The organism is Vibrio sp. 10N.286.49.B3 (assembly GCF_002873395.1).
Classification (GTDB): domain Bacteria; phylum Pseudomonadota; class Gammaproteobacteria; order Enterobacterales; family Vibrionaceae; genus Vibrio.
This window is the reverse complement of record NZ_MCUV01000001.1, coordinates 323135-347679: the sequence shown is the minus strand read 5'-3', so window position 1 is coordinate 347679 and position 24545 is coordinate 323135. Positions and strand designations below refer to the sequence as shown.

Here is a 24545-nt window from a genome sequence, read left to right as displayed (position 1 = left end):
TGTAAGTAAGCTCGAGTTGGTCTTGGCTCTCTTTTTGTGATGAGGTAAAAATAGTAGCAAACTAAATAAACGGCGATTGAGTATTTAATCGCGGAAAAAAAGAAGGCTAGATAGTGGCTAATAACAATATTATCGGTTAAATCATACTGATATAAAATAGCAACACTGATGGAGAAAATAGCAAAAGTAGTAAAATAGATAAACCTATCCCTTACCACGGTCTGAAACAGTGGTAGGAGAAAAGATGTCCTTATCAAAACAAAATCCTTATTTGTAGGTTGGCGCCTTTACAAAATGACTTTCAACTAAGCGCTGGGTAACAATATGTTGTGGTTGTGAGAGTACAGTTTGGGTTTCCCCTGACTCGACAACATTTCCTTCGTGCATAACAACAATTTTATCGGAGATATGTTTAACAATACCAATATGTTGTGACACATAGATAAACGATACTCCCATTTCTTCTTGTAACTCTAGAAATAGATTAATAATTTGTGAGCGCATCGCCATATCTAAGCCATTTAACGCCTCATCAGCAATGATAATCGAAGGTTGTAGAATCAAAGCCCTTGCCAAACAAACACGCTGCTTTTGACCGGTAGCGAGCATTTGTGGATAGAAATAAGCATGCTCTGCTAATAATCCCACTCTTAATAACGTCTGTTTAACTCTCAGCATCCGCGCACTTTCAGTCATATTAGTATTACGCTTAAGCGGACCTTCTAAAATACGACCAATTTGAATGCGTGGATTGAGTGATGTATTGGGATCTTGAAAGATCATGCGGATCAACTTACAACGAGTGGAGTAATCTTTATGGGCTAAAGGCTCACCATTCACTCGGATTTCACCAGAGGTTGGGGCTATCATACCTGCGAGCATACGCGCAATCGTTGATTTACCCGAACCATTTTGACCGATAAAGCCAATAGTTTGCCCAGGCTCTAAACTAAAGCTAATCGGTTTTACTGCATGATGCACATGGCGGCGAAAGAAACCAGAACGCGTTGTGAAGCTTTTTGATAAGTTGTCCACTTCTAATAAACTACTCATGATTTGCTCTCAACTTTTTTATGTTTATCTGCATTGGTCACTTTCTTTTCCATATTCAGTGGAAAGTGGCAGCTAAATTTATGGTTTTTAATTCGCTGTGCCTGAGGTATCTCGACACATTGACGTTGTGCATAGGGGCAGCGAGGTCCTAGACGGCAACCAATAGGTAAATGCTGCAAGGGTGGAATGGTACCTGGCAACGACTGCAGTTTCTGTTTGTGTGGAATCCAATCACTAAAATCAGGCATCGCTTTCAGTAGCGCAACCGTATAAGGGTGTTTAGGTGCGGTGAGGATTTTTTTCGTATCCGCTGACTCAACAGATTGACCACAATACATTACGGTAATGCGGGTAGCCCATTGGGTAATCGTCGTTAAATCATGACCAACCAAAACAATCGTCGTATTGTTGATTTGATTCATCCGGCTCAATAAGCGCAGGATCTGTGACTGTGTAATTGGGTCTAAATCATTGGTTGGCTCATCGGCAATCAGTACCTTAGGCTTAGTCGCGATGGCCATTGCAATCATGATTTTTTGACATTCACCATCGGTTAACTCATAAGGGTAACAGTCCATCACCCGGCTATGATCTTTAATACCGACTTTATGCAGCAGGACGATCGCTTGCTTCTTACGCCATTTAAATCTCTGCCACCATTTGCCAGTAAAGGAGGTCGATGGGATAGATTCGGTCAATTGCTTGCCAACTTGTTCGGAAGGGTCTAAACAGGTTGATGGCTCTTGAAATATCATGGCGATATCACGTGAAATGACTCGTCTACGTTCTTTTGGAGTGAGTTGCAATAGATCAATACTGCCTAAACGCATCCGATCAGCACTGACTTTCCAGTTTTCTTTACATACGCCAACAATCGCTTTAGCCACTAAGCTTTTGCCTGATCCTGATTCCCCCACTAAACCGCGAATTTCTCCCTCATTTAAGGTCAAACTCATACGATCAACGGCTTTAACTCGACCCTGAGGAGTCTCAATTTCAATCGTTAGATTACGAATATCAAGTAACGGCATTATTCTGTTCCTGCATTTAATGCTTGGCGGACACCTTCACCAACAAGATTAATCGTGATAACGCTAAACATAATGGCTAAACCAGGTAAAGTAACGGTCCATGGGGCAAGGAAAATAAGCTCGACAGAATCGCCTAGCATAGCACCCCATTCAGAACTTGGCGCTTGAGCCCCTAAGCCTAAAAAGCCTAACGCCGTGATATCTAAAATCGCACTAGAAAGAGCCAGTGTCGCTTCAGCGGCAATAGCAGAAAGGACATTAGGTAAGATAGAGCTCCACAGCAGGTAGAAGTTATTTGCCCCATCTAAGCGAGCAGCCATAATATAATCTTTTTCAACTTCGTCATGCACGGCAATATAGACCACGCGAATAAAACGAGGAATCAAAGCCAGTCCTATTGCCAGCAAAATATTAAACTCACCAAAGCCGAGAAATGCGACAAAGATAATCGCGAGCAATAGAGAGGGGATGGACATCACAGTGTCGAGTAAGTGATTTAAAGTACTGGAAATCAAACCGCGCGTCATGCCTGCTAATACACCAATAAAGCAACCAATCACACCTGCGATCACTGTAATTAAAATCGCGTTAGCAAAAGTATACTGAGTACCGGAAATAAGGCGCGAGAGAATATCTCGACCTAAGTCATCCGTGCCAAGAAAGTAGACAACAGTCCCTGCGGGGTTCCATGACGGTGGCATTAACAGAACCGATGATTGCGCTTGTGGATCATGCGGGGTTATCCACGAAGCTAACAGTGTGATTAAAATTAAAAACGCAAAACACCACAGACCCAGCATCGCCATGCCATTGGAACGGAAACTACACCAAAAGCGTTCAAACTGAGTTGGAATATGCTCTTCTTGATAAATGTTATTTGTTAGCATACCACTCTTTCCTTACTAGCGGATTGATCATAGCACCGAGCAGGTCGGATAAAATATTCGCAGTTAAAACAAACGTAGCCACCACAATAACGCCGGCTTGAATAGCCACATAATCTTGGTTAGATAGTGCGTCAAGTAACCAGCGCCCAATGCCTGGCCAGTTAAAAATAGATTCGGTAATAATGGCAAAAGTCAGCATACTCGACAGTTGAATACCAATTTTAGAGACAATCGGTGGAATCGCGTTTCTCAACACGTGCTGAGTAATAATCTCGTACTTAGTTAAGCCTTTAATTCTTGCTGCTCGGATGTAGTTTTTGCTCATCACCTCTGCAACAGAGGCGCGCATCAAACGCGTGACCTGTGTGGTTGGTGGCAGGGCTAACACTAAGCTCGGTAAGATTAAATGGTGTAGAACACTTTGTAGGGCATGTGCACGATAAGCACCTTTATCAAGAAAGGCATCGATGGTTGCAAAGCCGGTGACATATTGAATTTCATACAGTAAGTCATAGCGACCAGATACCGGGAACCAGCCAAGTTGTAATGAAAACACCATGATCATCATTAACGCTACCCAGAAAATAGGTGCAGAGTAGCCAGACATCGAGCTAAAAGAGATGACAGCATCTACCCACTTTCCTTGACGCATACCAGCGAGAGTACCAAGTGGAATCCCAATCAATAACGAAATGACTAAAGCGACAAGACACAGCTCTAATGTTGCAGGGAAAACCAGTATTAACTCATCAAAAATCAAATTGCCATTACGGCTGACCCCAAAATTAAGTTGCGAAATTTCACCAAGATAAACCAACCAACCTTGCCAGAAATCTTGTATTGCCCAAGGGGACGTCTCTTCTAATCTTAGAATGGAAAAGCCAATAATGGTTAAAATGGTCAAAGTGATAGCAAAGAGGTTGAATCGTCGAATCGTATACCAAAACATAAATTACTTCCTCTCCACTAAATCAAATGACTGAGTATGAAATGGGCTTGTTTTGAATCCCGTCAATGTTTTGGTATGTACTTGAAGCTGCACACCATGGGTGAGTGGGATCACAGGAAGCTCTTCGTTGAGAATATTTTGCACTTGATGGTATAAATTTAATCGATAGCGCCCATGATCTGCCTCTAAAGCAAGGTCAAGTAAAGAGTCGAAATCAGAATTACACCACATGGAGACATTGATTCCAGCTTGATCAGAATGACAGGAAAGTAGCGGACGGAAGAAATTATCCGGATCGCCAGTATCACCAATCCAACCGGTGAGAGAGAGATCGGCATGGATCATTTGTGCGGAATCTGAGCGGCTATAACGTTCATCGGTTAATAGCGTGATTTCAACACCGATGTTGGCTAAATTGGACTGAATTAGCTCTGCGGTTTTCTTTGGGCTAGGGTCATAAATACGTGGTTCAAGAGGCACTGACATGGTTAGCGCTAATCCTGACTCATAACCCGCTTCTTTGAGCAGTGCTAATGCATAATTACGATCATAGCGGATTTGAGAAGTATCTTTTTGATAAGCCCAAGAAGAAGGTGGCAGCAGAGTGAAGGCTTTCGTTCCTGTACCATAATAGACAGAATCTAAGATGCTCTGACGATTGATGGCTAAACTTAGTGCCTTGCGTACTCTTGGGTCATTAAGGGCTGGACGCATAGTGTTTAAGGCAATAAACGCCACATTCATGGTTGGCTTTTCAGTAATTTCCAAATGTTCGGTTTGCTGTTGAATGATAGGCAGCTGACTTGAAATGGGTGCATGCAAAACATCACACTCATGGCGCAATAATTTTGCTAGGGTGCCCGTACCTCGGTGCGAAATATCAAAAACAACCTGGTCTACCTTAGCCGCGCCATGCCAGTAATTGTCGTGGCGGCGTAAGCGAATAAAGTCATTGGCTTGGTACTCATCAAGGTAAAAAGGACCAGTACCTATTGGCTTAGAATCAAGTAGGTGTTTTTCATTTTTAGCAATCAATACTTTTGCATATTCAGCCGAGTGAATCACGGCATGGCTGGTGGAAATATTGGAGAGAAAAGTATTGTTTGGGCGATTCAATATAAACTTAACCGTTTTTGTATCAATCGCTTGCACATCAACGAGTAGATTTTGAAAACCAATTCCAGAGAACCAAGGGTAACGGGCATTATTGATGTAATGGAAGGGGTGAGTGTGATCAATAATACGTTTAAAACTGAAAACGACATCCTCAGCATTTAGTGGACGTGTCGGTGTAAACCATTGTGTGGATTGAAACCAAACATCAGTGTGTAAGGTGAAAGTATATTCTGTACCAGCATCGTTTACTTGCCAGTCTTTCGCTAGGCTAGGTATTGGTTGATGAGTCACCGGATTTAGGTGCGTTAACGAGTTGAAAATTTGCGTACTTAAAGCTTCCGATGTCACGCCACTATCCACCAATTGCGGATTAAATGAACTAGGGGTGCTGTGACCGCAAACGATAAACCCATGCTGACGAATTTCACTATGATCGAGTTCATCATTACAGCCAGCTAAAAGGCTAAAACAACAGAGAGTTAACGTTAATTTTAATAATATTTTCATACAAGAAACAAGCTGAGAAACGAGGGGTATAATCACCATTATTAGCCCTCAGGATCTGATTAATTTAACATTATTTACAGATAGGCACAAAAAACTATAGCGAGAAAAATACAGAAAGACGCTAATTCATTTGATTAACTGATACTTTCGAACCATTCCTCTTAACTGATGGTAGCTCAAACCAAGCATGTCCGCTGCTTCACGTTGATTATACTTAGCCACTTTTAACGCTTGGCGTAGTAGAGTTTGATCTTGCTCTTCATGCCAAGTTTTATAATCAAGCGGGAAAGTAAAAGCGTTTTCAGGAGAAGTTGCAATATCTATAGCCTGATGCGAATCGGAATTAATAGATGCCGACCATTGGTTATCAAAAGGGTTAAGGCTAACGGAATGGATGAGTTGTGTTGCCATGCCGTGTTGATAAATAGCACGCTCGACGACATTTTTTAGCTCACGCACATTACCTGGCCAAGCGTGTTCGATAAGTTGCTTTTGCGCTTTGGGATCAAAACCAACAAAAAATGGCACATTGAGTTCACGGCACATTTTAATCGCAAAGTGTTGAGCTAATAGAAGCACATCATCTGGACGGTAGCGCAATGGTGGTAAATGAATGACATCAAAGGCTAATCGGTCTAATAAATCCGGACGAAACTTACCTTGTGAAGCAAGCAAAGGAAGGTCTGCGTTGGTTGCACAAATCACGCGAACATCAGCACTGAGTTTCTGCTGTCCTCCAACACGCTCATAATGACCATACTCTATAACGCGCAGTAATTTCTCTTGTACCGCGAGGGGAGCTGTGGCTAATTCGTCTAAAAAAAGTGTGCCATGTTCAGCGCGCTCAAAACGTCCTTGATGACGACCTTTTGCTCCAGTAAATGCGCCAGATTCATGACCAAACAATTCCGAATCAATCAAACCTTCGCTCAGAGTCGAGCAGTTAAGAGAAATAAGCGCTTTATCCCACCGTTTAGAAAGGTAGTGCAGACGCTGGGCGATGAGCTCTTTACCCGTACCGCGCTCTCCCATGATCAACACTGGGCGTTCGATAGGAGCAAGTTTAGCAACCTTATCGAGTACCGCGTGAAATAGAGCAGATTCACCAATCAATGTTTGTGGCATAAGCGTACCTAAAAATAGCGTTGCTGATAGGTGTTATCCTCATAAGGTAGCTGAGAATAATGCGTTAAATTTACCAATAGTAGGTTAATTTTATCAATGTCATTTTAGTCTAATTATTAACCTTAGATTAACTTATTGAAAAGTATAGATGAAAAAATTGGCACAGATATTGTTTTATATTTAAGCGAAATGTCGACATCGACAACATTTATTCATTACATTGTAAGGAAGAATATTATGGGTATTTTCTCGCGTTTTGCAGACATCATTAATTCGAACATCAGTTCACTGCTCGATAAAGCAGAGGAACCGGAAAAAATGATCCGTCTTATTATTCAAGAAATGGAAGATACATTAGTAGAAGTGCGCACTAACTCAGCGCGTTCACTAGCCGATAAAAAAGAGTTAGCACGTAAAATAAAATCAATGACAGATTTGGTTTCTGACTGGCAACAAAAAGCAACATTAGCGCTGGTCAAGCAAAGAGAAGATCTTGCTCGCTCGGCACTGATTGAAAAGCAGAAAGTTGAGGACTTGTTGAAAGGGTTGCATCAAGAGCAAGAGTTAGTCGAAGAGACGATTGATAAACTGGCGGGTGAAATTGCTAAATTAGAAAGCAAAATCGCCGAAACTCGCGCCAAGCAACAAGCATTAACCATTCGTAGTCAAACGGCATTCAATCGTCGTGACGTACAAAAACAGATGCACTCAGGGCGTACTAATGAAGCCATGGCAAAATTCGAACAATATTCACGTAAGGTGGATGAATTAGAAGCCGAAGCCGATACTTATGCGCAAGCTGGTCAAAATAAATCGTTAGATCAAGAGTTTGCTGAGTTGAAAGCACAAGATGATATTGAGAAAGAACTTGAAAAATTAAAGCAGCAAGTTGAGCAAAACAAAACCAGTTCATAGCTGAAAGCCACTATTTAGCCTTAACAAGATACAGGAGTAACTATGTCTTGGATTATTACCGTACCCGTGATTGTATTTTTAATCTTTGTTGCGCCATTGTGGTTATTTTTACACTACCGCAGTAAGAAAAATTCGGTGAATACGTTATCAAGTGAAGATTTTCAAAAGCTACAAGATCTGTCTCAAAAAGCAGAGAAGATCCAATATCGCGTGCAAACGTTAGAAAGAATACTTGATGCAGAGGCGCCCAATTGGAGACGCAATTATGAGTAGAGAGCTTTATCGAGATACGCAAAATGGCAAACTGTCGGGGGTTTGTGCCGGAATTGCTAACTACCTGGCATGGGAAGTGTGGCTAGTCCGTATCTTATTTATAGCCGCAGTCCTGCTTAGTGGTTTTTTTCTGCCTATATTAGCTTATGTTGCTATGAGCTTTATGATTGAAAAACAGCCGCGCGATTATGCAGAGAGCTTAAAAGCGAAACAGGACCATGAGTTAAAAGATAAGCCATGGAAAAAAGGGCAAAATGCGCAACAGCTATTAATGATTTTAGATGACGATTTCCATCAACTAGAGTCGAAAATTAGGGATATGGAAGCGTACGTGACTTCAGATGCTTTTAAAGTTAACCGCGAGTTTAGAAACTTATAACGACAGAATATATTTCAAAAGGGGAGTGACAGATCGTTGCTACCCTTTTTCTTTGCAATTCATATTATTATCAATACTAAATATTGGCAGGTTTAATTTTCGTCATCTATGTTAATAGAGATTAATATAAATTACGGACGATAATATGCGCAGAGTTTCAATCCTTCTGTTTAGTGTGCTGCTTGGTATTTCAGGTTGTGGTAAAGACCTCCCTCCAGTGCCTGAACCAAGCTCCCGACCAGCAAAGCTTTTTATGGTCTCTGTCGGCAATAATCAATATCAGCGAGACTTTCCTGCAACGACTGAGGCGGGTGATCGTGCTGTGCTAGCATTTCGTGTTCCTGGTCAGTTAGATAATATCCTTGTGCAAGCGGGGCAGCAAGTGAGCAAAGGTGAAGTGCTGGCAACGTTAAACCCGGATGAATATTCAGTGTTAAAAAAGCAAGCATCAGCACAGTTTCGTTTGGCTGAAGTGCAGTATTTACGTATGAAAAAATTGCGTAAAAGCCAAGTGGTTTCCGAGCAAGATTTTGATCAAGCCCAAGCCGATTATAAGTCTGCACGCTCTTTTCTCGATCAAGCGGAAGCTAATTTACGCTATACCAAATTAACCGCGCCTTATGATGGCACTATCTCTTTAGTTCCTGCTGAAGTCTTTGAGTATTTACCAGCCAATGAAGCTGTGATGAATATTCAGTCCAATCAAATTCTTAAAGTTATTTTTCAGCTACCAGAGCATCTATTAACTCGTTATTCAAGCCGGGCTCGAGCAACAAGTACGATGCAGTTTGATGCTCTACCAGAAACCTCCTTTCCGCTTGAGTTTCAAGAAATCGATACTGAAGCTGACCCATCAACTGGCGCTTATAAAGTGACAATGGTTATGGCTCGTCCGCAAGGGATTGGCATTTTACCCGGTATGGCAGGAACAATTACCGCAACGGCAGCGAAAGGAAAAGCCACCGAAGTACCGTTAAGTGCACTGTTTGAACAAGATGGCGAGACTTGTGTATGGCGTGTTGCCGATGATGGCATTGTTTCCAAAGTACCAGTAAATCTGGATGAAAAACGGCATGTAATCAGCGGATTAGAAGATGGCGATCGGATTGTTATTTCTGGTGTAAGTGATATTACCAGTGGTATTCGTGTTAGAGAGTGGATTAAGGAAAGAGGGCTGTAATATGCACAAGCAAGCTAAAAGCCTATGCAAGTTGAGTTTACTACTGACAGCTAGTGCACTCTTATTAACAGGATGTAATGCAGAAAAAGTTCAGCCAGAAGCGCTGTCAAAACCGTTAGTGAAAGTGATGCAACTGGGCAGTGCTGAACGTCGAGATAGCTTGTATTTCCCTGCAATTGCTAATGCATCCGATCGCTCTCGGTTAAGCTTTCGCGTGGCAGGTGAAGTGAGTCAAATTCCGATCAAAGAGGGGGATAGTGTTAAAAAAGGCGATGTGATTGCTATTTTAGACCCAACGGACTTTAAATTAGATGTGGATAATGCCAGAGCCAAATATACCGTTGCTGATAGTCAGTATCGACGCTCTCAACCACTGGTAAAAAAAGGGTTATTAGCAAAATCACAATTTGATGAACTTGCAGCGCAAAGACAAATAGCACTGTCAGAGTTAGATCTGGCGAAACTGCATCTCTCATTTACCAAGCTTATTGCACCAGTTGACGGCATCATTTCGCGGATTAATGCTGAGCAATATGAAAATATCCAAGTCGGACAACAAATTCTTAATATACATAGTGTCGACTTTGTCGATATTTTTATTCAGCTGCCCGATAGGCTGCACACGAGCCAAGAGCCCGATCTTGATGAAAGTCATTTAACTGCCGTTGTCCGTGTGCCAAGTGGCAATGAATATCCTGCAACAGTGAAGGAATTCACCACTGAGCCTGATCCTGCCACCGGGACATTTACTGTCACTTTGACGATACCCATGCCAGAAAATGAATATTTACTCGATGGTATGCCCGTAGAGGTAACGGCAAAAGGGGGCGATATTGGCTTGAATTTGGCGGAAAGTATTTTAGTACCAATTGAAGCCATTTTTAATCCAGATGGGCAGGCACTAAATCGAGACAATATGTTTGTTTGGGTACTTAATGGCGACAATACCGTCAGCCAAAGACAGGTTCAGGTTGGTCAGGCGACCAAATCAAACATACATATTATTGGTGGGTTAAGCAGTTCAGACACCGTAGTGATTGCAGGAATAACAAGGCTTAGGGACAAAATGCAAGTATCAGTGATCGATTCGGAGGCCGGCTTATGAGCACGGATGTGGAAAAAAACGAGCCAACACAGAGCGTTACTGAGCCAAACAGTGATGATCAAATTACCGGTATTGCCGCTTACTTTATTCGTAATCGGGTGATCAGTTGGATGTTATCGCTGATCTTCTTAATTGGTGGTACTGCTGCTTTTTTTGATTTAGGTCGACTAGAAGATCCAGCCTTTACCATTAAAGATGCCATGGTGGTAACGTCATACCCTGGCGCTACTCCACAGCAGGTCGAAGAGGAAGTCACTTATCCATTAGAAAAAGCCATTCAGCAATTGACCTATGTTGATGAGGTTAACTCATTGTCCAGTCGAGGCTTATCACAAATTACCGTCAGCATGAAAAATAATTATGGTCCGGATGATTTGCCACAAATATGGGATGAATTACGCCGTAAAGTGAATGACCTAAGCTCACAACTTCCACCCGGTGTTGCTGATCCAACGGTGATTGATGATTTTGGCGATGTGTATGGCATTCTACTTGCCATAACAGGTGATGGTTATAGCTATAAAGAACTGTCTGATTATATTGACTACATGCGTCGAGAATTAGAACTTATTGATGGCGTGAGTAAAGTCTCCGTGTCTGGGGAGCAACAGCAACAAGTTTTTATTGAAATCTCGATGAAAAAAATGAGTTCGTTAGGACTCGCACCGAGTACGATTTATAATTTACTCTCAACGCAAAATATCGTCTCTGATGCAGGGGCGGTGCGTATCGGTACGGAATATATTCGCATTCAACCAACCGGTGAATTTCAGGATGTTGAGCAACTGGGTAACCTTATTATAAATAGTGGTGACTCAGAAGGGCTTATCTATCTGCGCGATGTGGCTGACATTAGCCGTGGTTACGTGGAAGTACCGAGCAATATTATTAATTATAACGGCCATTTAGCTTTAAACCTTGGGGTCTCCTTTGCATCAGGGGTTAATGTGGTCGAAGTCGGCGAGCGTTTTGACCGCCGTTTAGCCGAGTTAAAGTATCAACAACCCGTCGGTATTGAAATTGCCGAAGTGTATAGCCAACCGAAAGAAGTCGATAAATCGGTGAGTGGTTTTGTGGTCAGTTTAGGGCAAGCGATTGCCATTGTGATCATTGTCTTGCTGTTTTTTATGGGGCTACGGTCAGGCTTATTGATTGGGTTAATTCTCCTGCTCACGGTACTGGGTACGTTTATCTTTATGCAGTACATGAAAATTGATCTGCAACGTATCTCTTTAGGCGCTTTGGTGATTGCGCTTGGTATGCTGGTGGATAATGCCATTGTGGTGGTTGAAGGGATCTTAATTGGGACGCAAAAAGGTCGAACTCGCTTACAAGCGGCCACTGATATTGTGACGCAAACCAAGTGGCCTTTATTAGGCGCGACTATCATCGCCGTGACAGCATTTGCCCCAATTGGTCTATCACAAGACGCTACGGGTGAGTATTGTGGAACACTATTTAGCGTTTTACTGATCTCATTAATGCTCAGTTGGTTCACCGCTATCTCTTTGACTCCATTTTTTGCTGATATTTTCTTTAAGGGGCAAAAAACGCCAAGCATGGAAGAGGGCAAAAATCCTTATAACGGCTTTGTGTTTACGGTTTATCGCAAATTCTTAGAGTTTTGTATGCGCCGTGCTTGGCTGACGGTCATTGTACTTATTCTTGGTCTGGCAGCGAGTCTCTATGGCTTTACCAAAATTAAGCAATCTTTCTTCCCATCCTCAACAACGCCAATGTTCCTAGTGGATGTATGGATGCCTGAAGGGACCGACATTCGAGCCACCAATACCAAGCTCACCGTGCTAGAAAACTGGTTAGATGAACAAGATGAAGTTGCCCATATCACCACCACAGCAGGTAAGGGTTTGCAACGATTTATGCTGACTTATTCACCGGAAAAAAGCTACGCCGCTTATGGTGAAATTAGCGTTAGAGTGAAGAGCTACGAAGTACTTGATGAGTTAATGAAGCGCTTTAGAGGTTATCTAGATGATCGCTTTCCAGAAATTAACTATAAGCTGAAAAAAATAGAACTCGGTCCTGGTGGTGGAGCAAAAATTGAAGCACGATTAGTTGGCTCCGATCCTACCATTTTACGTGGTCTTGCTAAGCAAGTGATGGATATCATGCATGCCGATCCTGGCGCTTATAATATTCGTCATGACTGGCGCGAAAGAACCAAAGTGTTAGAGCCATTATTTAATGAAAGTCAGGCACGTCGCTATGGGATCACTAAGTCAGATATTGATGAGTTCCTAATGATGTCTTTTTCTGGTAAAACCGTTGGTGTATACCGTGATGGAACCACCTTAATGCCGATTGTTGCCCGATTGCCAGAAGATGAACGGGTGGATATTCGTAATATCGAAGGCATGAACATTTGGAGCCCAGCATATAATGAGTTTATTCCTCTGCAACAAGTGACCCAAGGATATGAAATACGCTGGGAAGATCCGCTCATTGTGCGTAAAAACCGTAAACGTATGCTAACCGTCATGGCTGATCCCGATCTATTAGGAGAGGAAACCGCGTCAACATTGCAAAAACGTCTCCAAGATCAGATTGAAGCGATTGAGATGCCATCGGGTTACTCTTTAGAGTGGGGGGGAGAATATGAATCATCGCGTGATGCTCAAGAGTCACTATTCCAAACGATGCCGTTAGGTTACTTATTTATGTTCTTAATCACCGTATTCTTGTTTAATTCGGTAAAAGAGCCATTGATTGTTTGGTTAACCGTGCCATTAGCGGTGATGGGGGTTACCACAGGTCTACTCTTGCTTGATACACCTTTTGGGTTTATGGCGCTACTGGGCTTTCTGAGTTTATCGGGGATGTTACTTAAAAATGGTATTGTGCTGCTCGATCAAATTGATATAGAAATGAAATCAGGTAAAGATCCATACCTCGCGGTTGTTGATGCAGCTCTTAGCCGTGTGAGACCCGTTTGTATGGCAGCGATCACCACTATTTTGGGTATGGTGCCATTGCTTCCTGATATATTCTTTAAACCTATGGCGGTGACCATCATGTTTGGTTTAGGCTTTGCGACGGTGTTAACGTTAATTGCCGTACCGGTATTTTACCGATTATTCCATCGTATTAACGTTCATTAATCTATATTGTTTTACCGATGCACCTAACGCTTCTAAAGTGGTTAGGTGCATTTATTTTTAGGAGTTCATTATGAGTCAATTACTTGATAGCACCTGCGCTTGGGCATGCAATCATGAGTTGGATCGCGAGTACCATGATAAAGAGTGGGGCGTGCCGGTTTACGATGATATTAAGCTGTTTGAATTTTTGACTTTAGAAGGGGCGCAAGCTGGATTAAGTTGGCTGACTATCTTAAAAAAGCGCACGGCTTATCGAGCTGCCTTTGAAGAGTATGATATCGCTAAACTCGCAACTTATGATGAAAGCCGAGTGCCTTATATCATTGAAAATTATGATATCGTCAGAAATAAGCTAAAAATTAATTCGGTGTATAAAAATGCACGCGCGACATTAGCGCTGCAAGAAGAGTTTGGTTCATTATCGGCGGCATTGTGGCAATTTGTTGATGGAAAACCGATCGTTAACCGCTGGCAAACGATGCAAGATGTACCAACTTCAACAGCAGAGTCATTGGCAATGAGCAAGTTTTTAAAAAAAAGAGGCTTTGTATTTGTTGGTGAGACGATTTGTTATGCGTTTATGCAAGCAATGGGTTTAGTTAATGATCATGTGATTGATTGCCCGAGATATCATCAGGTTTAATCACAGCACATTCATGCCTATCAAACATTGCTGCATTGATAGGCATGAAAAAAAATGTATTTATGGTCTCAATTTTAGCTTTCACTATTCGCTACGTTGTAACGCTCAAGTCCTGCTTCAAGATCTGCGATGAGATCATCGACATCTTCTAAACCGATATGCAGACGGATAAGTGTGCCAGTAAAGTTTGGATTGGCAACCGTGCGCAAACTATTAAATGATTTAGGTTCATTGGCTAAAATCAAACTTTCAAACCCACCCCATGAATAGCCCATACTAAAGTGAGTCATACCATCGAGTAGCGCTGTTGTTGCTTTTGGATTGGTCGTTTTTAACACAAATGAAAATAAGCCATTGCCACCAGTAAAATCACGGGCAAAGAATTCATGACCCGGACAAGAATCCAGTGCAGGGTGACGAACATGATCCACTTCAGGTCGGCTTGCTAACCATTGAGCCACTTTAAGGCTACTTGTCTCATGCTGGCGTAAACGCACATCTAAAGTACGCAAGCCACGCAGTGCCAGGTAGGCATCATCGGGCGAGATGCACTGACCCATTAAGTAGCTTTGTTCACGTAGTTGATCCCAATGCTTTTCATTCGCAATGGCAGTGCCTATCATGACATCCGAATGACCGACTATGTACTTAGTCGCGGCTTGAATTGAGATATCAACACCAAAATCGAACGGAGAAAAGTTAACCCCAGCCGCCCAGGTATTATCTAACATCACCACAATATCATGCTGGTGGGCAATGGCGGCTAAGGTTGGAATGTCTTGCACTTCCATAGTAATCGAGCCTGGCGATTCAGTGAAAAGTACCGTGGTATTGGGACGGATAAGTTCGCTGATATCAGCCCCAATGGTTGGTGCATAATAGGTGGTTTCTATGCCCATTTTTTGCAGCATAGTGTCACAGAAATCACGAGTCGGCTCATAACAGGTATCAACCATAAGGATATGATCGCCTGTTTTCACAAAAGATAAAATCGCATTGGCAATCGCAGCGGTGCCACAAGGGTAAAGCGCACAACCAGCGCCACCTTCTACTTCAACCATCGCATCTTGCAAGGCAAAGTGAGTATTGGTGCCACGACGTCCATAAAATAGCGTTTTATTCGCACGGTTTAAGGTAGCTTGATGTTTTTCAGCCACACTATTAAATACAACCGTTGAAGCTCTTTGTACTGGAGGATTGACGACTCCATTTGTCCACTTCTTATCGCGACCAGCTGTGATCAGTGTAGTTTGTTTTTTTTCAGACATTGAGATCCCTTATCAGTGTCAAAGTTATGCTCTATATAAATCATATTGAGCATAACTATTGCAAGTATTAATAATAAAATTAATGCGATGGGATAGTAAGCAGAGTTGGCTTATAGCGATTAAAGCAAAGGATTGAATAGATAAAACAGGCGCTCGAAGAAGCGATTAGAGAGGTCGCGCTTTTCCCACTCTTGATGATCAATAGCATAAGATTGGTCAATGTAACTTTGTTGTAGCCAATACATCTCTTTGGTAAACTCCGCATCATCGACCGCTAGGGTGACTTCAAAGTTGAGCCATAAGCTACGCATATCAATATTAACGGTACCAACTAAGCAGAACTGCTCATCAATTACTACCGATTTAGTGTGCAGCAGTCCACCATCAAATTCATAAATTTTTACGCCAGCAGCCAGTAATTCACCATAAAAAGCACGTGATGCCCACTTAACCATTAAAGAATCATTTTTATGCGGAATAATCAGTTCGACAATGATCCCGCGTTGAGCGGTCATTTTGAGTACGGTTAGCAGATCAGCACTTGGGACAAAGTAGGGCGTGGTGATGCGTACCGATTTATTTGCTTGGTTAATGGCAATATGCAGCACTTGTAAAATGAGATATTCAGGCATACCAGGACCTGATGGCACCACTTGTACGGGATGTAAGCTCTGCTGAGGATCAATATGGCACTCAGGTTGATTTGGCAGTTCACGATCACCGGTTTCTACTTCCCAATCCCAACCATGAATCGCTGAGAGTACGTTAACCGTAGGACCTGTAATACGCACCATAATATCAATCCACTGACCAACACCGGAGTTTTGTTTAAAGTGAGCAGGATCAACCATATTCATTGAGCCTGTATAGGCAACAGAGTCATCAATTACGATAATTTTTCGGTGCTGACGCAGATCGAGGCGACGTAAAAATATTCGCCACGGACTGACCTCTAATGCTTGAACGACCTCAATTCCGGCTTGCTCCATCATGGCAACCCAATGGCTACGGAAAAACTTAGGGCTACCCGCAGAATCAAGCAATAGTTTTACTTTCACTCCACGTTTAGCCGCTTGGATCAGTGCCGAACCCACTGCATCAACTAACCCGCCAGGATGCCAAATATAGAAAACCATGCGAATGCTGCTTTGTGCACTTTCAATATCTTTAATAATAGAACGTAAGATTTTGTCGGGAGAATTTTGTAAAGAGAGGGTATTACCACTTAATGCCGGTAGCCCCATGCGGTTATTACATAACTCATCGATTTTATGAATATGCACACCTAATGATTCAGGCAAGTGGGCTTGGCAGTCGTTGAGTTGATTAAACCAAGCGCCAAAAGGGGAGAACATATTTTTTGCACGTTCGGCTCGCTTGCGACCAAGGTTCAGTTCACCAAATAAAAAGTAACAGATAACCCCAACAATTGGCAGGATATAGATGATCATTAGCCAAGCAAGAGAAACACTGACCGCCCTGCGCTTAAGCACAACACGAAAGGTAACTCCGGCAACAAGTAGCCAATAAAGCACTAATGAAGCAATCGTAAGGAAATGGTAAACCTTGTCCATAGGGAAATTTAAGCCTAAAAGAATGAATAATGATAGTAATAGCAAATAGGTTGAATAGAAATAATAAGCCTAATTTTTATTAATAAATTAGACTTTTAGCCACTTTGTATTATATGGTTAACAGGGTGTTAAATTGGTGGTAAGTTGGCGTTAAAGCTCAAAAAAGCATCATTTAGTAAGGAAAATGTTGCTAAATGCACTATTTACAAGTTTTGGGCTTCCAATCTTATCGGTTAACTGGTTTACTTACTACAGGTCGAGTGCGAGTAATTATTTTTTGAAGTGTAAACTTTGCTATACACCCTTTTAACTCTGCGCTTCTACCAATCATTGAGTGACTTCGATTGGTATTATTTATCATATTAAAAATATATTTGGAGCAAGTGTGGCTACAGCTAACTCATCACCACGTGATACGTGGGGCTCAAAATTGGGCTTTGTTATGGCAGCAGCAGGATCAGCTGTTGGTTTAGGTAATATATGGAAGTTCCCTTATACCGCTGGTGAAAGTGGTGGTGGCGCTTTTGTTGCTATTTATCTGTTCTTCGTTATTTTCATTGGCTTTAGTGTCATGCTTACCGAATTTACTATCGGTCGTATGAAGCAAAAGTCAGCGGTAGGTGCTTATAAGTCGACTGACCGTCGTTGGACGTTTGCTGGTGTTATCGGTGTCGTCAGTGGTCTGTTGATTATGGGCTTTTACCCAGTCGTTGGTGGCTGGTCGATTGCTTATATCTATAAAATTGCTACTGGCTTATTAAACACGCCAGCGGCGATTGGTGACAGCTTTGGTGGTTTCATTTCTAACCCGATTGAGCCATTAATGTGGATGGGCTTATACCTATGCTTTAATATTCTTATCGTAATGAAAGGTATTTCAGGCGGTATTGAAAAAGCGGGTAAGATCTTAATGCCGCTGCTGTTCCTTATCCTTATTATTGTTTCTGTGAAAGGGATGAGCCTACCAGGTGCAAGCGCAGGTCTTGAATTCCTATTTAGCCCAGACTTTTCTAAAGTAAATAGCAGTGTTGTTTTATCTGCACTTGGTCAAGCCTTCTTCTCATTGAGCTTAGGTATGGGTTGTATGATGACCTACGGTAGCTACCTTAAGAAGAAAGAAAACCTAGTACAAACAACCGGTATGGTTATTGGTATGGATACCTGTGTTGCTCTACTTGCTGGTATTGCTATGTTCCCTGCTATGTTTGCCTTCGGTATGGAGCCTGCAGCCGGTCCTGGTCTTGTCTTTGTTGTGGTACCGCAAATCTTTGCTGAAATGGGTGGCATGATAGGCTTACTATTTGCGCTTATGTTCTTCATCGGTTTAAGTGTGGCAGCATTAACCTCATCTGTTTCATTGCTTGAAGTGGTGGTTTCTTACCTGATTGATGAGAAGAAACTGAAACGCTCAACCGCCGTATTAGCTGCATCGAGTGTGATGGCATTCCTATGTATCTTCTCTTCACTCTCTTTAGGTGGCGTAGGACCAACACTATTTGGTACGGGCGCATTTGATGTCTTTGACTTGCTAACCGATAAGATCTTCCTAGCGATTGGTGGTCTACTTGTGTGTATCTTTGCTGGCTGGAGACTGAACCGCGCTGAGTTAGAGAAAGAAATTACCAATGATGGTGAAATTTCATTCCCACTATTTGGTCTATGGTACAACCTAGTGAAGTACGTCATTCCTGTTGCGATTGCGATCGTGGCAATTGCCGGCATTGTGTCTGGATTTGAAAACGGTAATGGCGCGATAATGGTGACCGGTATTGCTGTTATTGTGATTGCTGCGCTGTTGTCTAAGAAACTGTAATTGTCTAAGCAATAACAGTCCAAGAAGCTGTAACGGTTTATAGCAGTCGACAAACATTAAGCCATTCGTTTAGCGTTTGACGCTGTAAACCGTATAACGAGAGTCTCCAGTGAGGCTCTCGTTTTTTTATGCCTCAATACTTGCCACCGTTGCTATCGGTAAACATTTGAATGACTCTCAAATAAGCAAGCGTTATACTTTGCCTTTCAACTCGATAATGATGAATAGGCCTTGTGTGTTTGATATTCTTTTAGACCATCCTGACTTTATTGTAATTAATAAACACCCCAATGTGAGTGTACATAAAGACGATGGCGACACCATGTTGTTGCAAGAAGTCGGCAAGATAACCGGTGATCAGCAACTTTATTTAGTTCATCGCCTGGATAAAATGACCTCGGGTATTTTATTACTGGCTCGTTGCCAATCGGCTGCACGTGAATTATCGCAGCTTTTTGCCGATCGCAATGTGAATAAGTACTACTTAGCGATTGGCAGTAAGAAGCCGAAAAAGAAACAAGGTTTGATCAAAGGGGATATGGAGCGTTCACGCCGTTCTGCATGGAAACTGCTTGCCAGTCAAAATAACCCCGCGCTCACTCAGTTCTTTTCACTGGCAGGCGAACCCGGTGAGCGACTATTTTTATGCAAACCATATACTGGCCGTACCCATCAAATTCGTGTGGCACTGAAATCGCTCGGTTCAGCGATTGTCGGTGATCCTATTTATAATCCATCCAGTGAGGCAGACAGAGGTTACCTGCATGCTTTTGCCATTCAATTTGAATATCAGCAGCAGAGCTATCAAGTGGTCTGTGATCCTAGTCAATTAGCGTTAGGCAATAAATGGCAGCAGCCAGCGACAAAGCAAGCGCTTGAGGCATGGCAGCAACCTTGGTCTTTATTATGGCCCGCGATTAAATAATGAGAACGATTATGCAAGCAAGCGCGTTACACACTTTCTTCACTCACTTAGAAGAGCAAATTCCTGCAGCGCCCAATGAAGTGCGCCGTCTATTTCATGGTCGTGGTCGTTATTGGCCAGGGTTAGAGCAGATCACCTGTGACTGGTTACAAGGGCAACTGTTAATCACCGTTTTTAAAGAGGTCGATGACGCTTTTAAGCAGCAACTAGTTAAGGGTTTACAAGAGCTTTCCGAGCAACCCTATTGGCTTGAGAAGCAACCAACCAGTATTGTAATTCAATCGCGCTATCTGGAAGGTTCGCCTTGTGAGGTGATATGGGGTGAGCTAGATGATGCGCCCGTTGTCGTTGAAAGCGGCTTGAAATATCAGTTAAAAATTGGTCGTAATCAGAACTTTGGTCTTTTCCTTGATATGCGCAATGGTCGTGATTGGGTTAAAGCCAACAGTGATGGGGCAAAAGTATTAAATCTGTTTGCTTATACCTGCGGATTCTCTGTGGCAGCCATCGCTGGTGGGGCAAAAAAGGTAGTTAATGTCGATATGGCACGTGGCGCTCTGAATACAGGGCGCGATAATCATCGCTTAAATGAGCATGATATGCGTAGTGTGGACTTTCTAGGCTATGATATCTTTAAGTCTTGGGGTAAGATAAAGAAAGGTGGTCCATACGAGTTAATTATCATTGATCCGCCTTCTTTTCAAAAAGGCAGCTTTGCATTAACCAAAGATTACAGCAAAATTTTACGTCGTTTACCGGATTTATTAACTGACAATGGTCAGGTTTTGGCTTGTGTCAATTCGCCAATGGTCGAAGCAAGCTTTTTAGTCGACTCAATGATGAGAGATGCGTCACAAATTGAATATAAATCGCGATTGCAAAATCCTGCTGAATTTATTGATACCGATTCTGATTCTTGTTTAAAAGTTTTATTATTTCAGAAGTCTTAAATATAAGACAGATAAACTGACATCTCGTGAGTTAGGTCAATATATGTAGCCCAAATTAAAATTTAATTAATTTGGGCTTTTTATTATCTTATTCATAGTTGTTGAATAAATATAACTATCCTTTGATATATTTATCATTATATTGTTCGGTAATAACAAAAATATCAATTCAACTACCTGTTAATTCATTATATTACCTAATTATCTATTAACTCTATAGTTAGTTATATCTATTACCAATACTGTTTGTCTCAAAACTAATAATCTATTATGAGCCTGGTTGTACCTTTTATTTGACAATGCTATGTTTATATCACTTACGGCAGGATGCTATTTTATATAGGTCCTATATTAAAACAAAAGGGAAGACAATATGTTAACTAAACTTTATGTGAATACACAACTTGCAGTTGAAAACTTTAAAAAAGACCAACGCGGCGTAACAGCGATTGAATACGCAATCATTGGTGTAGCAATATCTGCGATTGTACTGGCGGTATTTAATGGCTCCCTAAAAGAAGCCTTAGAGGGCGCTATGTCTGCAATAACAGACAATATTAAAGAAGCTACTACCGGTGGAAGCTCTACTACTACTACTACGCCTTAATATGAGTCTTCTAATACTATGGTGGCTATCCGTAGCCACCCTTTCCATCTATATATCGGTGATGGACATCAAGCATCGGCATATATCCAATTTGGTGTGTGGCTTAGTGTTAATATTGTCAAGCATGATGTTTGTCGCTCAGCAAGAGTGGCAAGTACTTATTTATAGTGGCGCGATATTAATCATTGGCTTTATTGCAACAATATTTAGAATTATTGCTGCAGGGGATATTAAACTATTAACCGCTTTTTCATTAGCGATTTCACCGGTCTATTTACCACTCACACTAGTGATAATAACCTTCATCGGCGGTGTCATGGGCATAGGGTATTACCTGTATGGCAAGTGGAGCGGTAATGAAAAAGCAGTTAGACAGCGAGGCGTACCATATGGGGTGCCTATTTGTCTCGGTTGTTTATTTGGGATAGCGGCATCCTTATAGGGAGAAAAGGTGAAAACAAAAATAATAACGCTCATCGCGGGGCTGGTTATCCTCGTTGGCTTATATGGGCTAGCAAATAACCTTACCGGTCAGCAAATCGTTGAGTCCGTTGTTGCACCTGAGCCTGTGGTTGAAGAAGTGAAATTCAAGGTATGGCGCATCAATCAAGATGTTGAGTTGGGTCAATACGTTAAGCGCAGCGACTTTACCTTAGAAGTGATGCTGGAAAGTGACGCGCACCGTATTGGTGTCGATCAAGATATGTCGGCTGACTTTAGTTTAGGCGCGGTGTATCGCACTGATGCGCCGCAAGGCACGCTGCTGTTCGCGCACACTATGGTCCAACCTCGTGATGCTGAATATATCGATTTTATCATTACCCCAGACATGGTGCCCTTCGCGATTGGTGTGAAGCCAAAGTCGATCATTGGCGGCGTGATTGGTAACGGTACCTTAATTGATGTATTAGCTCTGACCCTACCACAAGAACTCGCCTCGATTGAAGTCACCAATGCCAGCAACCAACGCAAGCGCCAACTGTCGGTTGCCCCGGTGCTGATGAACATTAAGGTACTGAAAGTCGAGAAAACCTTCGGTAAAGAAGAGAAGAGTGACAATGTTGAGAAAGTCGACTTGATATTGGAACTAACTCGTAAGCAGGTGGCGAAATTAACCGTAGCGGGACGAATTGCTGAACTGGAAGTGCATAAATCCATCGGTGATTATAAACCGGCGGATTTAAAAGCCAATGCTGGGGATATTTTAGCAGACTTTAAATCCATTACAGAATTTCGTGCTAGCGACGCACAAATACGATAAGGCAAGGATACCTATGTGGCAACTAAGTAAATATATCGGAATAAGCCTGGTACTTGCGCTGTTTTCAGTATCAAGTTACGCGCAACGAATCATGAATTTAGCCGAAGGGGATGCAAGAACCATCGCCCTTTCACAAGAGATGACCTCAGTGTTTGTCTCTGACCCAACCATTGCCGACTACCAAGTGATTGATAAGCAAAAAGTGGTCATTTTTGGTAAGAAAATTGGTACCACCTCATTATTGATTTTTAATGAAGAAGGCAAAACACTCGCCAGTCGTAAGTTGGTGGTCAACAAAAGCATGTTGCATATCCAGCAACAGATCCAATTGAAATACCCATTGGCTGAAGTGACCATCTATAACTTAGGCGAGCAAGTCGTGTTAAGCGGGGTGGTTTCCACTGAGCAAGAAAAAGATGAAATTAATATTTTGGTCGGTGAACTGCTGGGTAAAAGCGCCAGCAATACTGAAATTAGTTGGGATGGTGAGGAAGAGGCGGGCCCCGTTGCGTTTATGCAGCGTCGTCAATTCCAGGGCATTGTCAATAACATTGAAGTTGCCACCACCAAGCAAGTGAATGTCAAACTGTCGATAGCTGAAGTATCACACTCCTTTTTAGAACAAGTTGGTTTTCAATACGGCAGTGCAGGCTATAGCAATGGCGTTTTTGTTAACCAACTGACCAGTTTTAGTGCTTCTGATATCATCTCTGTGATTACCGCTATTGGCGATGACACGGTAGGGCAAGTGCTTGCTGAGCCAAACTTATCGGTGATTTCTGGGGAAAGTGCTAGCTTCTTAGTCGGTGGCGAGTTGCCGGTGGTGACCATCGTTGATAGTGGTACCAATGTTATCTATAAAGAGTTTGGTATCCGTCTGGACCTGATGGCTAAAGTGCTCAACGATGACAAAATTAAACTGTCACTGATGCCAGAAGTGAGTTCGTTAGATACGCAATACTCCAATGAAACCTATAATTTACCCTCGCTAAAAACCCGCCGCGCTCGTACTACCGTTGAGCTTGGCGATGGACAAAGTTTTGTCTTAGGTGGGCTATTGAATACCGAAGATAAAGAGACCCTGCAACGCATTCCTTTTATTGGCGATATCCCTATCCTGGGCGCGTTATTTCGTAACAGTGGTACCGAACGCAGCAAGACCGAGTTGATTATTGTTGCCACCGTGAACTTAGTACAACCGATTCATCCATCACAAATTCAACTGCCGACGATGCAAAAAACCACCACATTGCAGCGCTTCTTTGCTGTGGAGAGAAACTATACCCATGCCAGTGAAAAATGGGCGGATGAAGTGCTTGCAACCGGAGGGTTTAAAAAATGATTAAACAATGGAGTGGTATCGGCGTTTTATTTTTACTGTTGAGTGGATGCGCAGAGCATATCGGTGAAAGACAGGGTACTCAGATGGATGTTATTCCCGTCCACTATTCAATGGCAGTGAAGGTTAAGCCAAAACAGTCAAAAGCGGCACAAAAAGAGGTCGATCAATTTATTAATGATCATTGGAATGTGATTGTTAACCAAACGGTGGAGCTAAATTGGCGCACCAAAGAAGGTCAAAAGTGGGCAACTAAAATAGAGCAAGACTTATTAAAGCGTGGGGTGAATAGAGATAACCTAAGCGTGTCACAGGTCAGTGCTGGCTTTGGTGAGCGTTTTGACTTTGAAGTGAAAGCCACGGTGCACAAAGTGATGGCTTCTGTGTGTGATTATGCGCAAGTGGGGCATTTTGGTGAACCGAATAATGGTTGTTATACCGATAATGCTCGTTGGGGTTCGATGGTCAACCCTGAGAAAATGCTTAATCATTATCTTGACGCTGATAACGTGAATAAGTGATGCCT

Annotated in this window: 23 protein-coding genes; 15 read left to right on the top strand and 8 right to left on the bottom strand. The window is 42.3% G+C overall.

Features of this window, described 5'->3' with window-relative positions:
- Positions 1-267 precede the first annotated feature (267 nt).
- The 6 genes from BCU68_RS01460 to pspF all read right to left on the bottom strand — a co-directional run bounded on the left by BCU68_RS01460 (position 268) and on the right by pspF (position 6668).
- Positions 268-1053, bottom strand: a complete 786-nt coding sequence (locus tag BCU68_RS01460; RefSeq protein WP_102563002.1) for an ATP-binding cassette domain-containing protein — start codon at positions 1051-1053, stop codon at positions 268-270.
- Positions 1050-2084, bottom strand: a complete 1035-nt coding sequence (locus BCU68_RS01455) for an oligopeptide/dipeptide ABC transporter ATP-binding protein (RefSeq protein ID WP_102563001.1) — start codon at positions 2082-2084, stop codon at positions 1050-1052. Before BCU68_RS01455 ends, BCU68_RS01460 begins: the two co-directional genes overlap by 4 nt.
- Positions 2084-2971, bottom strand: a complete 888-nt coding sequence (locus tag BCU68_RS01450; protein WP_102563000.1) for an ABC transporter permease subunit — start codon at positions 2969-2971, stop codon at positions 2084-2086. Before BCU68_RS01450 ends, BCU68_RS01455 begins: the two co-directional genes overlap by 1 nt.
- Positions 2958-3920 (bottom strand): ABC transporter permease subunit, encoded by a 963-nt coding sequence (locus BCU68_RS01445; protein WP_102562999.1) that lies wholly within the window; start codon positions 3918-3920, stop codon positions 2958-2960. The genes BCU68_RS01450 and BCU68_RS01445 overlap by 14 nt, the downstream gene beginning before the upstream one ends.
- A 3-nt stretch (positions 3921-3923) precedes the next feature.
- Positions 3924-5543, bottom strand: a complete 1620-nt coding sequence (locus BCU68_RS01440) for an ABC transporter substrate-binding protein (RefSeq protein WP_102562998.1) — start codon at positions 5541-5543, stop codon at positions 3924-3926.
- 126 nt (positions 5544-5669) lie between these two features.
- Entirely contained in the window at positions 5670-6668 is a 999-nt protein-coding gene (gene pspF / locus BCU68_RS01435; protein WP_102562997.1) for a phage shock protein operon transcriptional activator, read from the bottom strand.
- 237 nt (positions 6669-6905) lie between these two features.
- Between pspF and pspA the strand changes: the two genes are divergently transcribed.
- From pspA to BCU68_RS01400, 7 genes are all read left to right on the top strand, one after another.
- The gene (gene pspA, locus BCU68_RS01430) at positions 6906-7583 is read left to right on the top strand and encodes a phage shock protein PspA (protein ID WP_102562996.1); all 678 of its coding nucleotides are present in this window, start codon (positions 6906-6908) and stop codon (positions 7581-7583) included.
- A gap of 42 nt (positions 7584-7625) precedes the next feature.
- Positions 7626-7856 (top strand): envelope stress response membrane protein PspB, encoded by a 231-nt coding sequence (gene pspB, locus BCU68_RS01425; RefSeq protein ID WP_102562995.1) that lies wholly within the window; start codon positions 7626-7628, stop codon positions 7854-7856.
- Positions 7849-8235 (top strand): envelope stress response membrane protein PspC, encoded by a 387-nt coding sequence (gene pspC / locus BCU68_RS01420; protein WP_102562994.1) that lies wholly within the window; start codon positions 7849-7851, stop codon positions 8233-8235. The genes pspB and pspC overlap by 8 nt, the downstream gene beginning before the upstream one ends.
- 145 nt (positions 8236-8380) lie before the next feature.
- Positions 8381-9415, top strand: coding sequence for an efflux RND transporter periplasmic adaptor subunit (locus BCU68_RS01415; protein WP_102562993.1), 1035 nt, complete (start codon positions 8381-8383; stop codon positions 9413-9415).
- A gap of 1 nt (position 9416) precedes the next feature.
- Positions 9417-10520: an efflux RND transporter periplasmic adaptor subunit gene (locus tag BCU68_RS01410; RefSeq protein ID WP_102562992.1), complete on the top strand. Its 1104-nt coding sequence runs from the start codon at positions 9417-9419 to the stop codon at positions 10518-10520.
- Positions 10517-13639: an efflux RND transporter permease subunit gene (locus tag BCU68_RS01405; protein WP_102562991.1), complete on the top strand. Its 3123-nt coding sequence runs from the start codon at positions 10517-10519 to the stop codon at positions 13637-13639. Before BCU68_RS01410 ends, BCU68_RS01405 begins: the two co-directional genes overlap by 4 nt.
- Before the next feature lie 70 nt (positions 13640-13709).
- Positions 13710-14282, top strand: coding sequence for a DNA-3-methyladenine glycosylase I (locus tag BCU68_RS01400; RefSeq protein ID WP_102562990.1), 573 nt, complete (start codon positions 13710-13712; stop codon positions 14280-14282).
- Positions 14283-14356: 74 nt separating this feature from the next.
- On the opposite strand, the gene BCU68_RS01395 is transcribed toward BCU68_RS01400, so the two are convergent.
- Both BCU68_RS01395 and cls read right to left on the bottom strand, forming a co-directional pair.
- Positions 14357-15550, bottom strand: a complete 1194-nt coding sequence (locus BCU68_RS01395) for a cystathionine beta-lyase (protein ID WP_102562989.1) — start codon at positions 15548-15550, stop codon at positions 14357-14359.
- A 119-nt stretch (positions 15551-15669) separates the two neighbouring features.
- Positions 15670-17124 (bottom strand): cardiolipin synthase, encoded by a 1455-nt coding sequence (gene cls, locus BCU68_RS01390; RefSeq protein WP_102562988.1) that lies wholly within the window; start codon positions 17122-17124, stop codon positions 15670-15672.
- A gap of 385 nt (positions 17125-17509) precedes the next feature.
- On the opposite strand from cls, the gene BCU68_RS01385 reads away from it, so the two are divergent.
- From BCU68_RS01385 to BCU68_RS01350, 8 genes are all read left to right on the top strand, one after another.
- Complete coding sequence (locus BCU68_RS01385; RefSeq protein WP_102562987.1) at positions 17510-18937, top strand: sodium-dependent transporter; 1428 nt, start codon at positions 17510-17512, stop codon at positions 18935-18937.
- Between the two features lie 235 nt (positions 18938-19172).
- The gene (locus tag BCU68_RS01380; RefSeq protein ID WP_102562986.1) at positions 19173-19862 is read left to right on the top strand and encodes a TIGR01621 family pseudouridine synthase; all 690 of its coding nucleotides are present in this window, start codon (positions 19173-19175) and stop codon (positions 19860-19862) included.
- A gap of 11 nt (positions 19863-19873) precedes the next feature.
- Positions 19874-20812, top strand: a complete 939-nt coding sequence (locus BCU68_RS01375) for a class I SAM-dependent methyltransferase (protein ID WP_102562985.1) — start codon at positions 19874-19876, stop codon at positions 20810-20812.
- A gap of 373 nt (positions 20813-21185) precedes the next feature.
- The gene (locus tag BCU68_RS01370) at positions 21186-21419 is read left to right on the top strand and encodes a Flp family type IVb pilin (RefSeq protein ID WP_102562984.1); all 234 of its coding nucleotides are present in this window, start codon (positions 21186-21188) and stop codon (positions 21417-21419) included.
- 1 nt (position 21420) lies between these two features.
- A complete protein-coding gene (locus BCU68_RS01365) occupies positions 21421-21861 on the top strand; it encodes an A24 family peptidase (RefSeq protein ID WP_102562983.1) in 441 nt (146 codons plus the stop codon).
- Between the two features lie 9 nt (positions 21862-21870).
- Positions 21871-22680, top strand: a complete 810-nt coding sequence (gene cpaB / locus BCU68_RS01360; RefSeq protein WP_102562982.1) for a Flp pilus assembly protein CpaB — start codon at positions 21871-21873, stop codon at positions 22678-22680.
- A 13-nt stretch (positions 22681-22693) separates the two neighbouring features.
- Positions 22694-24022, top strand: coding sequence for a type II and III secretion system protein family protein (locus BCU68_RS01355; protein WP_102562981.1), 1329 nt, complete (start codon positions 22694-22696; stop codon positions 24020-24022).
- Entirely contained in the window at positions 24019-24540 is a 522-nt protein-coding gene (locus BCU68_RS01350; RefSeq protein ID WP_102562980.1) for a hypothetical protein, read from the top strand. The genes BCU68_RS01355 and BCU68_RS01350 overlap by 4 nt, the downstream gene beginning before the upstream one ends.
- Positions 24541-24545: the final 5 nt, after the last annotated feature.

What these genes read in the sequence shown, in the direction of transcription:
- BCU68_RS01460 (WP_102563002.1), bottom strand. Translation starts at nt 1,053, where the DNA reads ATGAGTAGTTTATTAGAAGTGGACAACTTATCAAAAAGCTTCACAACG.
- BCU68_RS01455 (WP_102563001.1), bottom strand. Translation starts at nt 2,084, where the DNA reads ATGCCGTTACTTGATATTCGTAATCTAACGATTGAAATTGAGACTCCT.
- BCU68_RS01450 (WP_102563000.1), bottom strand. Translation starts at nt 2,971, where the DNA reads ATGCTAACAAATAACATTTATCAAGAAGAGCATATTCCAACTCAGTTT.
- BCU68_RS01445 (WP_102562999.1), bottom strand. Translation starts at nt 3,920, where the DNA reads ATGTTTTGGTATACGATTCGACGATTCAACCTCTTTGCTATCACTTTG.
- BCU68_RS01440 (WP_102562998.1), bottom strand. Translation starts at nt 5,543, where the DNA reads ATGAAAATATTATTAAAATTAACGTTAACTCTCTGTTGTTTTAGCCTT.
- pspF (WP_102562997.1), bottom strand. Translation starts at nt 6,668, where the DNA reads ATGCCACAAACATTGATTGGTGAATCTGCTCTATTTCACGCGGTACTC.
- pspA (WP_102562996.1), top strand. Translation starts at nt 6,906, where the DNA reads ATGGGTATTTTCTCGCGTTTTGCAGACATCATTAATTCGAACATCAGT.
- pspB (WP_102562995.1), top strand. Translation starts at nt 7,626, where the DNA reads ATGTCTTGGATTATTACCGTACCCGTGATTGTATTTTTAATCTTTGTT.
- pspC (WP_102562994.1), top strand. Translation starts at nt 7,849, where the DNA reads ATGAGTAGAGAGCTTTATCGAGATACGCAAAATGGCAAACTGTCGGGG.
- BCU68_RS01415 (WP_102562993.1), top strand. Translation starts at nt 8,381, where the DNA reads ATGCGCAGAGTTTCAATCCTTCTGTTTAGTGTGCTGCTTGGTATTTCA.
- BCU68_RS01410 (WP_102562992.1), top strand. Translation starts at nt 9,417, where the DNA reads ATGCACAAGCAAGCTAAAAGCCTATGCAAGTTGAGTTTACTACTGACA.
- BCU68_RS01405 (WP_102562991.1), top strand. Translation starts at nt 10,517, where the DNA reads ATGAGCACGGATGTGGAAAAAAACGAGCCAACACAGAGCGTTACTGAG.
- BCU68_RS01400 (WP_102562990.1), top strand. Translation starts at nt 13,710, where the DNA reads ATGAGTCAATTACTTGATAGCACCTGCGCTTGGGCATGCAATCATGAG.
- BCU68_RS01395 (WP_102562989.1), bottom strand. Translation starts at nt 15,550, where the DNA reads ATGTCTGAAAAAAAACAAACTACACTGATCACAGCTGGTCGCGATAAG.
- cls (WP_102562988.1), bottom strand. Translation starts at nt 17,124, where the DNA reads ATGGACAAGGTTTACCATTTCCTTACGATTGCTTCATTAGTGCTTTAT.
- BCU68_RS01375 (WP_102562985.1), top strand. Translation starts at nt 19,874, where the DNA reads ATGCAAGCAAGCGCGTTACACACTTTCTTCACTCACTTAGAAGAGCAA.
- BCU68_RS01370 (WP_102562984.1), top strand. Translation starts at nt 21,186, where the DNA reads ATGTTAACTAAACTTTATGTGAATACACAACTTGCAGTTGAAAACTTT.
- BCU68_RS01365 (WP_102562983.1), top strand. Translation starts at nt 21,421, where the DNA reads ATGAGTCTTCTAATACTATGGTGGCTATCCGTAGCCACCCTTTCCATC.
- BCU68_RS01355 (WP_102562981.1), top strand. Translation starts at nt 22,694, where the DNA reads ATGTGGCAACTAAGTAAATATATCGGAATAAGCCTGGTACTTGCGCTG.
- BCU68_RS01350 (WP_102562980.1), top strand. Translation starts at nt 24,019, where the DNA reads ATGATTAAACAATGGAGTGGTATCGGCGTTTTATTTTTACTGTTGAGT.